The 11967-nt window shown below is 34.0% G+C and carries 13 protein-coding genes; 9 read left to right on the top strand and 4 right to left on the bottom strand.

The window, feature by feature from the left end:
- Positions 1-67: 67 nt before the first annotated feature.
- Both FN795_RS15275 and FN795_RS21435 read right to left on the bottom strand, forming a co-directional pair.
- Positions 68-610 (bottom strand): DMP19 family protein, encoded by a 543-nt coding sequence (locus FN795_RS15275; protein WP_142451402.1) that lies wholly within the window; start codon positions 608-610, stop codon positions 68-70.
- A 52-nt stretch (positions 611-662) separates the two neighbouring features.
- On the bottom strand, positions 663-833 hold the full coding sequence (locus tag FN795_RS21435) for a hypothetical protein (RefSeq protein ID WP_167498086.1): 171 nt from the start codon (positions 831-833) through the stop codon (positions 663-665).
- A gap of 324 nt (positions 834-1157) precedes the next feature.
- Here FN795_RS21435 and FN795_RS15270 point away from each other — a divergent pair, with 324 nt between their 5' ends.
- The 4 genes from FN795_RS15270 to FN795_RS15255 all read left to right on the top strand — a co-directional run bounded on the left by FN795_RS15270 (position 1158) and on the right by FN795_RS15255 (position 4041).
- Complete coding sequence (locus FN795_RS15270; RefSeq protein ID WP_142451401.1) at positions 1158-1607, top strand: protease complex subunit PrcB family protein; 450 nt, start codon at positions 1158-1160, stop codon at positions 1605-1607.
- 54 nt (positions 1608-1661) lie between these two features.
- Positions 1662-2219, top strand: coding sequence for a YdeI/OmpD-associated family protein (locus FN795_RS15265; RefSeq protein WP_142451400.1), 558 nt, complete (start codon positions 1662-1664; stop codon positions 2217-2219).
- A 62-nt stretch (positions 2220-2281) separates the two neighbouring features.
- On the top strand, positions 2282-3184 hold the full coding sequence (locus tag FN795_RS15260) for a PhzF family phenazine biosynthesis protein (RefSeq protein ID WP_142451399.1): 903 nt from the start codon (positions 2282-2284) through the stop codon (positions 3182-3184).
- A gap of 122 nt (positions 3185-3306) precedes the next feature.
- Positions 3307-4041: a hypothetical protein gene (locus FN795_RS15255; protein WP_142451398.1), complete on the top strand. Its 735-nt coding sequence runs from the start codon at positions 3307-3309 to the stop codon at positions 4039-4041.
- Between the two features lie 54 nt (positions 4042-4095).
- Here the strand turns inward: FN795_RS15255 and FN795_RS15250 are convergent, their stop codons facing one another.
- Positions 4096-5232: a mycothiol transferase gene (locus FN795_RS15250; protein WP_142451397.1), complete on the bottom strand. Its 1137-nt coding sequence runs from the start codon at positions 5230-5232 to the stop codon at positions 4096-4098.
- Positions 5233-5376: 144 nt separating this feature from the next.
- Positions 5377-5604, bottom strand: a complete 228-nt coding sequence (locus FN795_RS15245) for a CDGSH iron-sulfur domain-containing protein (protein WP_142451396.1) — start codon at positions 5602-5604, stop codon at positions 5377-5379.
- 358 nt (positions 5605-5962) lie between these two features.
- Here FN795_RS15245 and metG point away from each other — a divergent pair, with 358 nt between their 5' ends.
- From metG to FN795_RS15220, 5 genes are all read left to right on the top strand, one after another.
- Positions 5963-8098, top strand: coding sequence for a methionine--tRNA ligase (gene metG, locus FN795_RS15240; protein WP_142451395.1), 2136 nt, complete (start codon positions 5963-5965; stop codon positions 8096-8098).
- A gap of 103 nt (positions 8099-8201) precedes the next feature.
- The gene (locus tag FN795_RS15235) at positions 8202-9089 is read left to right on the top strand and encodes a DMT family transporter (RefSeq protein ID WP_142451394.1); all 888 of its coding nucleotides are present in this window, start codon (positions 8202-8204) and stop codon (positions 9087-9089) included.
- Positions 9090-9308: 219 nt separating this feature from the next.
- Positions 9309-10016, top strand: coding sequence for an HAD family hydrolase (locus tag FN795_RS15230; protein WP_142451393.1), 708 nt, complete (start codon positions 9309-9311; stop codon positions 10014-10016).
- On the top strand, positions 10016-10645 hold the full coding sequence (locus FN795_RS15225; RefSeq protein WP_142451392.1) for a chloramphenicol acetyltransferase: 630 nt from the start codon (positions 10016-10018) through the stop codon (positions 10643-10645). Before FN795_RS15230 ends, FN795_RS15225 begins: the two co-directional genes overlap by 1 nt.
- A gap of 107 nt (positions 10646-10752) precedes the next feature.
- The gene (locus FN795_RS15220) at positions 10753-11889 is read left to right on the top strand and encodes an OmpA family protein (protein ID WP_142451391.1); all 1137 of its coding nucleotides are present in this window, start codon (positions 10753-10755) and stop codon (positions 11887-11889) included.
- The last annotated feature ends 78 nt before the right edge of the window (positions 11890-11967 follow it).

The following is an 11967-nucleotide window of genomic DNA, read 5'->3' as shown; positions in this document are numbered from 1 at the left end:
ATTTACAAAACACTTTTCATCAAAAACCTTTGAGCCTTTGCAACTTTATAACTTTGTAAGTAAAAAGCTAAGCTCTTTTAATCTCATGCCCAACAAATTCCTCCAAAACCGAGAAAATTTCATCAACCGGAAGCACTTCAAAATCGGGATGATTTTTCAGGAAATTCGCATTCATTTCTGTTAGATTTTCATCCAATGCAAAAAAAGCATTGTTGTTCAATAAATCCCTGGTCGGATTTACACCTTCAAATTTGCCCTTTAAAAATTTAGCAATTTTAACCGTACTCAATAACTTCACTCTTTTTGATTGCGACTGAAACAATTGTAAATGTTTTTCGGCACCAATTAAAGCAAGACCTTCTTCAATAAGTTCATTCAATTCCTTATTCCAACCCGAATTATAAACAAACTGCGAAAAATTTCCCGCTGCATATTGTTGCGTATAAAAATCCAGATAATAACTCATTAAAGCATCTTCATGAATCAAATCATCATCGACTTTTTCCTCGCGCATTAAATTAATTACCGAAATATTTGAATTGATAATATCCTGCGCATTACCACTATTCATTGCCGTTTCTGAAACTATTATTCTACCGAATTCCTCCATTATATATTATTTTGTATTGTTTAAACTAAAACCGAAAAATCTGCAAGCTGATTTACTTGCTCTCCGATTCGCCGTTTTTCTTCTGTTCATTTATTTTTGCAACTAACGCCTTCAAGCGAAGTTTCTGCGCTTCTTTCTCCTCACGAAGTTTTGCTTTTTTCCTATTCAGCAATTTAGTATGCAAAGCCTTGTTTTTCGTGTTTTTTTCAGGTCCTTTTGCCATGATTTCTCTTCTTTAATTATAAAGCGCTTTTTGTTCCGGAATTGTTTTGCAAATTTCGGATAAATAGTAATAGCTTCGAAAATATTTTTTTGGGCGTTTCCCGCTGCGGCGGGCCGGGCTATCCGCTACAAGTCCTCGCACTTCCTTCGTCAGGCTGTGGGCTTTCCACTACTATCCCTAACGCAATCCCCGTTTCATCAGAGAAAAATCATTTTTTTATGTTTTTCAAAAAGATTAAAATTGATACGCAACCTTTTAACAAAAAAGCTATCTGTTTAATTAATAAACTATTACAATTAAATTTTCAACCTAAAAACCAAAACCATGAAACAGATTATTTTATTTTTAACCCTTGCATTAACATTAGCAAGTTGCAGCAATAACGATGATGAAAGATCAGATGTTGCGTTTACAACAATTTACCAAAGAGACACTTACGGAGCATACCCCGGAACGATTCCTAAATCAAATCTGGTAATCACAAGTCAAACCGACTGGAATGCTTTATTAGAAAAATTAAATATCATTACGCAAGCTTTATATATTTCACCTGACACAAATATCGATTTTAGCAAATATCAGGTTATTGCTGTTTTTGATGAAGTGCGCAAGAGTGGCGGTTATTCAATCGACATTACCAAAATTTCACAATCAAACAGCCAGATTATAGTCAAAGTCGAACAATTAAACAAAGGCAATCTGACTTCAATAATTACACAGCCTTTTCATATTGTTAAAATAGCAAAATCAAACAAAAAGGTGGTTTTTAAATAATTGCGTTTTTTCTGTTATTTATAATACTTTTACAAATAACAATAACGGAATAAAATGGAACCAACCTTCTTCTCCACTCAAGAAAAATTCAGAGCTTGGTTAGAAAAGCATCATAAAACAGAAACTCAACTCGTAGTAGGTTTCTACAAAGTAAAAAGCAAAAAACCTTGCATGACCTGGTCAGAATCTGTTGATCAGGCGCTTTGTTTTGGCTGGATTGACGGCATCCGAAAAACTATTGACGATGAAAGTTACACCATCCGTTTTACGCCAAGAAAAAAATCAAGTATTTGGAGCGCTATCAACATTAAAAAAGTCGAAGTACTCACAAAAGCCGGATTGATGATGGAAGAAGGCAAAAAAGCTTTCGAATTAAAATCTGACGAAAGATCCAAAATTTACTCGCATGAAAATGAAGCATATGTTCTCGATCCTGAACTCGAAAAGCTATTTAAAGCCAATAAAACAGCTTGGGAATATTTTAGCAATCAGGCACCATCGTACAGAAAAGTAATAATTCACGTGATTATGAGCGCCAAACAAGAAAAAACCAGAATTTCGAGATTGGAAAAAGCAATAAAATTTAGTGCCGAAGGAAAACGAATGTTGTAATACCTATTGCTTTAGTATAGTATAAACAGTAACTTTATTCCGTCTAAAAAAAAGAAAAAGGAATGGAAGGAAGAAAAGCATTAGAATATTACGTTTTAGATGTATTTTCAAACGAAAGCTATAAAGGAAATCCGCTTTCTGTGGTTTTTACAGATGGCAATCTAAAACTAGAAACTTATAAAGATATTTCTAAAGAATTTCGCTATTCCGAAACCTCTTTTGTCTATTATTCTACAAGAGATAAAGCACTTATAGTTCGTTCGTTTACCCCAACCGGAATCGAAATCGACGGTGCCGGACATAATTTACTCGGTGCAGTCTGTGGAGCTCTTCTAAAAGGAATGCCCATTTTTGACGAACAAAATGAAAGCGAACCTTTTGTAATTATGAAACATTCTGCAATTCCGTTGACTGTAAGTTTTGACACCAATACCTTTTATCCTGTCGTGCAAATGCATCAAAAATCGGCAGTCATCAAACAGGAAATTCCAACCTATAGAATTGCCGTAGCACTCGGCTTAAAAATTGAAGATTTAGATGTAAATGCTTTTGTTCCAACGATAGTTAAAACAGAAGTTGCACACATAATGGTTCCTATAAAAAACAGTTACTTGCTCAACAGCTTTGTTCCGGACAATCAGCTTTTGATTGAAATATCAAAAGAATATAATTTTGAAGGTTTTTATTGTTTTACCATCGCTGATGAAGGCCAAGAACATATAGTAGAAACAAGATTTTTCAACCCGATAATCGGAATTATTGAAGATCCGGCGACAGGAACTGCTGCAGGACCTTTAATTGGTTTTTTAACCCAAAAGAAATTCACCAAGTCTGACAAAGAATATAAAATTCTTCAGGGCGTAAAATTAAAACAGGCCTCAATGATTGAAGTCATGAATCGTGAAGAAGATATTTTAGTTGGCGGTTCTTCGATTATAACCATGAAAGGGGAACTTTATATTTAACTACAAAATATTCGCATAATTTGACACCAAATTAAAACAGTAATTGTTAAAAGATGGATAAAAACAATATATTTGGGTTAATTTAACATTTAACCCATAATCTACTTTTAACAACTATTAATATGGATCGAATTATAATTCTTACCCGACTTGCAGTAGCAATCTTTCTATTTTACATACTTAATTACTTATTATACAGTTCATTTAATCAAATTCCATTTTTTATAAGCGCTCCAATAAATGGAATTTTAATAATTGGTGCGTTGTATTACATTTTTAAAAGTAGAAAACAATTTGTTATTGATAATGAAGATGAAGAAGGAATGCCTGTTCATTTAGAAAAATCAAGTTATTTCTTTATACCGCTAGGAGCTGTAATCGCATTTTTTCTTGTTTCTTCTAGTTTTAGAACGACACTTTACATTGACAATGGAAAATCTACTCCTGTAGAAATCAAAATAGCTTCAGAAGCAGCACAAACCATCGCTCCAAATAGTTTTATTAAAACTGAAGTTCCTATTGGCAAAAATGAATTAATCATCGATGGGAAAACAAAAACCATAAACATACTTGACAAAGGAGAATGGGTTTATAATGTTGATAATTTGAATTCTTATATCGAAGGAACCGTAGATTATGCAGATCAGTCGATAAGAAATATAAACAATATAAAAGATACTACTACTACAAAACTCTCGGCAGATAAAATCATTCATAAAGAATTTTTCAAACTAGAATCCGATTTTATTTTTGAAGCTCCTGAAACCATATCTGTTTCAAAAAACGCCCAAACAGGAACAGTACATACACAAACTGTTCTATATAGATTACCAAAAGGGATATCTCAAGTAAAATAAATTCATAAAAAAAAGCTGCATCTAGAAAATGCAGCTTTTTTTATATCCAATATTTTAATTCTTAATCTCTTGCTTAATTGGTTTTAGTGGTTCTGGTTGAGGCGGAATTCTCTTTTTCAAAAATAAAATTTGTCCCAAATGACTAGATTGATGTTCCATAACATGAAACCAGCAATACTGATTGCTTATATCATATTTCATTTGAATTGTCGCAAACCATTCATCATCTCTTTTCTTTAATTCCGAAATGGTTTTTGCTCTTACTTCATTATAAATATCAAGATAATATTGAATATCGTGCCCTTTAAATTCATCTCGCGCGCCTTGGTCGAGATTCAAAGCGGTCTCCCATTTTTTCTTTTCTTCTTCGTTAAATTCTCTATTTTCAAAAGTAAAAACCTGATAGTATTTTTCGGCTGCAGCCAAATGCATTACAAGTGCTCCAATTCGGTTGGCTTTTTCATCGTGCAAGTAATCAATTTCGTATTGATCCATGTTTTTAACCGTGTATTCAACACGATCTTTAAGGTCTTCGAGCATCGAAATCATATCAGCAATTTTTGGTGAAGCGCCTGGAACATTTCCTATTTTTCCGGTTTCTTTTATTATGATACCTTTTCCTTCAAGTAGTAATGAACGTTTACCATCTACGCTTGATTTATCTGAAGAAATGGTATATTCCTTAACCTTAGCATTTTTTTGTTTGGGTGTACCTAAACTCCATTTTGGAATATCTGTATTGGTTGCAGGCGTTTCAAAACTTGAATTTAAAATGGTTACCGGTTCAAAAACACCTTTTGCATTTTCGATAAATAATTGAAATTTATCAAAATAAAATTTTCCGTTCAACGACGAAACCCCTCCAAAAACTAATGTCTGGCTGTTCTCATCAATTGTTCCTTCAACGGTGTACGATTGCCATTCTTTCGATTTTATTGGTCTATCGTTCATGTTATCAAAAAAACCATCTTCATCATTTTTATTGTAAACTCTTACATAAAGTCCTGACCAGGCTTTTGGTTCATCTGATTCTACTTTTGCCGAAGCAATAACCTTAAATTTTTTCTTTACTGGAGTTTGAATATCTATTGTTTGGCGAAAAACCATCCAATCGTTAGAAATTATTCTCTGTGTTTGAGCTTTTGCCGACATTAAACTTAAAAACAGGAACAGTATTACAAATCTTTTCATTTTTTTTATGTTTTAACATTTTTTTGTAAATATATACTGTTTTTAAGATTAGAAAACAATTATTTATTCGAAAATTCTTTCAAATTGAGGAAATAAAAAAAGCTGCAATAAATGCAGCTTTTACTATAACAGAAATAGAATTTCTTAATTTGTTTTCATCGGAGGTAAATCAAACGCAACAGAATCGTGTTCGAAATTGTTTCTGTGTCCGCCATCGCAAAATGGTTTGTTGTTTGATAATCCACAGCGGCAAAGACCTAGTGCTTGTCTTCCTTGTAAACCGTAAACTGTTCCTTCTGGATCCATGATTTCAAAATCACCTTCAATTTTGATTGATCCGTTTTTATTGATAATTAATTTTGTCTTGCTCATAAAACTTGTTTTTTGTTTTTTTTTCGAAGGGCAAAGATTGCGAAATAAATCCTGAAGATTTTACTGTGAATGCTAGTTTAAACTGGTTCTATTTTAAGGCGTTTTTCTTAAGAGATTCAAGAAGATTTACAGTGTTGTCAGGCTGAGCGAAGTCGAAGTCACATGTGCTGAATCACTTTGCGGGGTTTCGACTTCGCTCAGCCTGACAATCGCAATGTCTTTTCAAAATCAATTCATCTATTTTTATAAAAATCTTTGCGACTATGCGTCTTTGCGTGATTAAAAACTTCAGCGAATCTCCGCGTAATAACAAAATCTCAATTCTATTGCTTATTTTTGCACTCAATAAAATTGAGTTATGATACAGAATCCAAAAAGATATACAATCACAGCAGCATTGCCTTACACAAATGGACCAATCCACATTGGGCATTTGGCGGGGGTTTACGTGCCTGCAGATATCTATTCGAGATACTTGCGTTTGCAGGGAAAAGACGTTGCATTTATTTGCGGAAGCGATGAACACGGCGTTGCAATTTCGATGAAAGCCAAAAAAGAAGGAATTACACCACAGGAAGTTATCGATAAATATGACGGGATTATCCGCAAATCGTTTTCTGATTTCGGAATTTCATTCAACAATTATTCCAGAACTTCGGCAAAAATCCATCATGATACGGCTTCAGAATTTTTCAGAACTTTGTATGATAAAGGCGATTTTATTGAAGAAGTTACAGAACAATTGTACGATGCAAAAGCAAATCAGTTTTTAGCAGATCGTTTTGTTGTTGGAACTTGCCCGAAATGTGGCAATGATGGAGCTTATGGTGATCAGTGCGAAAATTGCGGATCTACTTTGAACGCAACGGATTTGATTAATCCAAAATCGACAATTACGGGTGAAACTCCAATTTTAAAAGAAACAAAACATTGGTTTTTACCTTTAGACAGATATTCTGATTTCTTAACCAAATGGATTTTAGAAGGTCATAAAAACGACTGGAAAACGAATGTTTACGGACAGGTTAAATCCTGGATCGACGCTGGATTAGAGCCTCGTGCCGTAACGCGTGATCTTGATTGGGGAATTGACGTTCCGGTTGAAGGTGCGGAAGGAAAAAAATTATACGTTTGGTTTGATGCACCTATCGGCTATATTTCTTCTACAAAAGAATGGGCAGCACGCGAAGGAAAAGACTGGGAGCCATATTGGAAAGATGAAGAAACGAAATTGGTTCACTTTATTGGAAAAGATAATATTGTTTTTCACTGTATCATTTTCCCGGCAATGCTAAAAGCGGAAGGAAGTTATATTTTACCAGACAACGTTCCGGCAAATGAGTTCTTGAATTTGGAAGGAAATAAGCTTTCGACTTCTAAAAACTGGGCAGTTTGGTTACACGAATATTTAGAAGAGTTTCCAGATAAACAGGATGTTTTGCGTTATGCTTTAACATCAAACGCGCCGGAAACAAAAGATAATGATTTTACGTGGAAAGATTTCCAGGCTAGAAATAACAATGAATTAGTTGCTGTTTTCGGAAACTTCGTGAATCGTGTTGTAGTTTTAACCAACAAATATTATGATGGTGTAATCCCAACGCCAAATGAATTTACTGAAGTTGATGAACAAACTTTAGCAGAATTAAAAGCGTATCCGGCTGTTATTTCAAGTTCGGTTGAGCGTTACAGATTCCGTGAAGCTTTAGGCGAATTAATGAATGTTGCCCGTTTAGGAAACAAATATCTTGCCGACGAAGAGCCTTGGAAAGTGATGAAAGACAATCCGGAGCGCGTAAAAACGCAAATGTATGTGGCGCTGCAAATTGCTGCTGCTTTAAGCATTTTAGCTGAACCATTTTTGCCTTTTACAGCTGCTAAACTTTCTAAAATATTGAATTTAAATGATCTTAAAGAGCATTTTGCAGGATTCAGCAAGTTCCTTAAAGAAAAAGATCGCGATGCAAAAGACATTGTTATTGACAAAACTTTAGGTTGGAATGACATTTCTGAAAATTCAGATTTAATTCCGGCTGGACATAAAATTGGTGAAGCAGAATTGCTTTTCGCTAAAATTGAAGACGAAGAAATACAAAAACAAATAGATAAATTGGAAGCAACAAAAACAGCAAATCTTGCTGAAAGCAAACAACCAGAACCACAAAAAGACTTAATTCAATTTGAGGATTTTGCGAAAATGGATATTCGTATCGGAACTATTTTAGAAGCTGAAAAAATGCCAAAAGCAAACAAACTTTTAGTTCTTAAAGTTGATACAGGAATTGACGTTCGTACAATTGTTTCGGGAATTGCTGAGAGTTTTTCTCCAGAAGAAATCATTGGAAAACGTGTTTCTGTTTTAGCAAACTTGGCTCCAAGAGCTTTACGTGGTGTTGAAAGTCAGGGAATGATCCTAATGACAACAAATGCTGAAGGAAAACTGGTATTTGTAAATCCAGATGCTGACGCTCCGAATGGATCGACTGTAAACTAAAGATTTATATCCTTATATAAATTGCGTGAGTCGATTATTCTTAATTGATTCACGCAATTTTATTTTTAAACTATACGCCAAAAAACTTGAAAAATAAACAAAAATGAAACTCACCAAACCAAGATTAGCCTTAATCTGCGGTATACTCTGCATTTCGATTTTCCCCATATTAGTAAAACTACGTTTAACGCCTGGCCTAATTTCGGCTTTTTACCGAATGTTCTTTGCTGTTATTTTGCTTTTGCCTTATACACTGTTGAGCAAAAACTTTAAACTTCCAAGTTTAAAATTTACACTTTTGGCGATACTTTGCGGTGTTTTATTCTCATCTGATGTTGCAGTTTGGAATATCGCAATTCAGGAATCGAGTGCAACACAAGCTTCTCTATTGACAAATTTATCTCCAGTTTGGGTTGGTGTCGGTTCTTTCTTTTTTTTGAAAGCAAAACTGGCAACGAATTTCTGGATCGGAACATTGGTCGCTTTATTCGGAATGATAACTTTAGTTGGTTTTGAGTTTTTCATCGACTTAAACTTCGATAAAGCATTCCTGTTTGCCGTTTTATCTGGCATTCTGTATTCCATTTATCTTTTGGTCAGCAAAAATGTGCTTTCAGAAGTTGATGTACTTTCATTTATGACGATCAGTTTATTGTCATCAAGCCTTTATTTAGGGATTCTTTGTTATTCATTAAACGAACCTTTTACCGGATTTTCAAATACCGGTTGGTTTGTATTGGTTTTGCAGGCAGTAATTTGTCAATTATGTGCATGGCTTTCGATAAGTTATGCAACGCAGCACATGCGCGCAACAAGAGTTTCGTTGAGTTTATTAAGCCAAGCAGTAATTACATCTATTTTGGCTTGGTTGTTTTTGGAAGAAAAAATAACTTTACAAATGGTTTTAGGTGGAATCATTTTGCTTTTCGGAATCCGAATTACTTTTTACGATAAAACAATTTCTTTAAAAAGGCTGTTTTCTAAGGATTGAGAAATGGCACACTGATGACGCAGATTTTAACTGATTTACGCAGATAATTTGTGTAATTCATAGTACATTTTACAGATTAAGCAGATAAAAATTAGTTTAATTCGTGAATTGCTTCGCCTGTTCGCTATCGCTCGGGTCGTGGCAAAAAATTGAAACCTGACCCGAGGCTTTAGCCGAACAGGCGAAGCAAACAAAGAAAACTTGAAACAAAAAAACATTATGTTACATAAAACTAAAATTCCAAACTTAAAAGTAATCGCATTTGATGCTGATGATACTTTATTTGTGAACGAACCCTATTTTCAGGAAACCGAACATAAATTCTGTGCTTTGATGGAAGATTATCTTTCGCATCAAGGTATTTCTCAGGAATTATTCAAAATTGAAATTGCCAATCTGCCTTTATACGGCTACGGAATCAAGGGTTATATTCTTTCGATGATTGAAGCAGCGATGAACATTTCAAATAATACAATTCCGATTGAAGTAATTGAAAAAATTATTCAATATGGAAAAGAATTGCTCGAAAAACCAATCGAACTTCTTGATGGAATCGAAGAAACTTTACAAGCTTTACATGGAAAATACAAACTGGTCGTTGCTACAAAAGGTGACTTAAAAGATCAGCACAGCAAATTACACCGCTCAGGTTTGGGACATTATTTTCACCATATTGAAGTAATGTCAGACAAACAGGAAATTGATTATCAAAAGCTACTTGGTCGTTTGGATATTCAGGCACATGAATTTTTGATGATCGGGAATTCATTAAAATCTGATGTTCTTCCTGTTTTAGGAATTGGCGGTTACGCCGTTCATATTCCGTTTCACACCACTTGGGAACATGAAAAAATTAATCACACTATAGAACACGAGCATTTTAGTTCATTTGAAACTATTGCAGAAGTAGTTCCGAATTTATTATAATGAAAACACTTTTAGATTTAGAAAACTGGAACAGAAAAGAGCATTTTGCCCATTTCAGTCGAATGGAAGAACCATTTTTTGGCGCAACTGTTGAAATTGATTGTACAAAAGCGTATCAAAGTGCAAAAGAACTGAATGTTTCCTTTTTTATTTATTACCTGCACAAAACATTGGTCGCTGTAAATTCGGTTGAAAATTTTAAATACCGAATTTCAGAAGATAAAATATACATCAATGATCGTATTGATGCTTCAGCAACAATTGGCCGTGAGGACGGAACTTTTGGATTTTCTTTAATTGAATATAATCCCGATTTTAAAATCTTCGAAAAAAATGCTTTGGCCGAAATCGAACGTATTCAAAACACAAGCGGACTTTTTACAAGAGAATTTAATGATGATAATCTAATCCATTTTTCAGCAATTCCGTGGTTAAATTTTACATCACTTACACATGCGAGAAGTTTTACTTTCCCTGACAGTTGCCCAAAAGTTTCTTTCGGAAAAATGATGGTGTCTGAAACTGGAAAAAGAACAATCGCAATGGCCGTTTACGCTCATCATGGATTAATGGATGGATTGCATTTGGGTCAATTTGTCGATTTCTTTCAAGAATTGATGAACAAATAATATCTATTTTTAGATTAACCTTATAATGTTATAATTGTGACTTTTATTAGACGATAATTCCTACTATACATTGTTTTTTTGGGGCAAATTTTAAATCTCAAATAACAATGAAAAAAATTGTAATTACTCTGGCATTTGCATTAAGCATTATGCGTGTAAGTGCACAAACAGAAACGAAAGCGGCAGATAATTTTAATAAATGGTCCGTAGAACTTGATGGCGGTTTTAACAAAGCACAGCGTCCGTTTACTTCAAATAATTATTACAATTCGCGAATTAGTCCTTTTACTGCTGATTTAGGAGTAAGATATATGCTTAACAATAAGTTTGGTTTAAAAGCTGATTTTGGATACAATCAATTAACAGAGCAAAAAAACAGCTCACTTCCTTTTGATTCAAAATATTACAGAATTGACTTGCAGGCAGTAGCAAACTTAGGTCGTATCATGAATTTTGAAACATGGACTAATACGTTTGGTTTATTAGCACATGCCGGTTTTGGAGTTGCTCAATTAGAAAATAAGGAATACCATTTTAGAGACAGAATTGGAAACGCAATTGCCGGTTTGACAGGGCAAGTAAGATTAACTGATAGAGTTGCTTTAACAGCAGATATGAGTACAATCTTAAATGCGTACCAAGATCGCACTTTTGATGGTGGTGCTGCAACAAATGCAAGAGGATTTTCAGGTTTATTATTTAACGGAACTGTTGGTGTACAAGTTTATTTAGGAAAAAACACAAAACATGCTGACTGGGTTGTGACATCTAATAATGCCGACATCGCTGCTTTAGAAAACAAAGTTGCAGGTCTTGAAGAGCAAATCAAAAGGACTCCAGAAAAACAAGTAATTGTTGAAAAACCAGTAAATAATACTGTTGTAAACGACAAAGATGTTGTTAAAGAAATGATCAACGATAAATACTACAGTGTTTATTTTGATTTCAATAAATCAACACCAATCGAAAATTCTACTTCTGTAATTGATGTAGTTTTGTCTTATTTAAGAAAAAACCCATCTGCATCACTTGATATTGTTGGCCACGCCGATCAAGTAGGAAGTTCAGAGTACAACAACAAACTTTCGAATTTAAGAGCTACAAATGTTAAAACCATTTTAGAGAAAGCTGGTATTTCATCTTCAAGACTGAATGTTATCTCTGAAGGAGCTGACACTTCAATCCAAAAAGATTCTGAAGAAGCAAGAAGATTAGCAAGAAGAGTTACTTTTAGAATAAAGTAATAGCTTTTCTATTCCAATGAATTAAGCCCTGTAGAAAGTTCTGCGGGGCTTTTTTTATCATTAAAAAACAAAGAATTA

Origin of the sequence: Flavobacterium resistens, assembly GCF_900182645.1 — a bacterium.
Lineage (GTDB): Bacteria > Bacteroidota > Bacteroidia > Flavobacteriales > Flavobacteriaceae > Flavobacterium > Flavobacterium resistens.
This window is presented reverse-complemented; position numbering and strand designations above follow the sequence as displayed.

Bases quoted from the DNA above. Each gene is read 5' to 3' on its own strand.
- FN795_RS15275 (WP_142451402.1), bottom strand. From the start codon at position 610: ATGGAGGAATTCGGTAGAATAATAGTTTCAGAAACGGCAATGAATAGT.
- FN795_RS21435 (WP_167498086.1), bottom strand. From the start codon at position 833: ATGGCAAAAGGACCTGAAAAAAACACGAAAAACAAGGCTTTGCATACT.
- FN795_RS15270 (WP_142451401.1), top strand. From the start codon at position 1,158: ATGAAACAGATTATTTTATTTTTAACCCTTGCATTAACATTAGCAAGT.
- FN795_RS15265 (WP_142451400.1), top strand. From the start codon at position 1,662: ATGGAACCAACCTTCTTCTCCACTCAAGAAAAATTCAGAGCTTGGTTA.
- FN795_RS15260 (WP_142451399.1), top strand. From the start codon at position 2,282: ATGGAAGGAAGAAAAGCATTAGAATATTACGTTTTAGATGTATTTTCA.
- FN795_RS15255 (WP_142451398.1), top strand. From the start codon at position 3,307: ATGGATCGAATTATAATTCTTACCCGACTTGCAGTAGCAATCTTTCTA.
- FN795_RS15250 (WP_142451397.1), bottom strand. From the start codon at position 5,232: ATGAAAAGATTTGTAATACTGTTCCTGTTTTTAAGTTTAATGTCGGCA.
- FN795_RS15245 (WP_142451396.1), bottom strand. From the start codon at position 5,604: ATGAGCAAGACAAAATTAATTATCAATAAAAACGGATCAATCAAAATT.
- metG (WP_142451395.1), top strand. From the start codon at position 5,963: ATGATACAGAATCCAAAAAGATATACAATCACAGCAGCATTGCCTTAC.
- FN795_RS15235 (WP_142451394.1), top strand. From the start codon at position 8,202: ATGAAACTCACCAAACCAAGATTAGCCTTAATCTGCGGTATACTCTGC.
- FN795_RS15230 (WP_142451393.1), top strand. From the start codon at position 9,309: ATGTTACATAAAACTAAAATTCCAAACTTAAAAGTAATCGCATTTGAT.
- FN795_RS15225 (WP_142451392.1), top strand. From the start codon at position 10,016: ATGAAAACACTTTTAGATTTAGAAAACTGGAACAGAAAAGAGCATTTT.
- FN795_RS15220 (WP_142451391.1), top strand. From the start codon at position 10,753: ATGAAAAAAATTGTAATTACTCTGGCATTTGCATTAAGCATTATGCGT.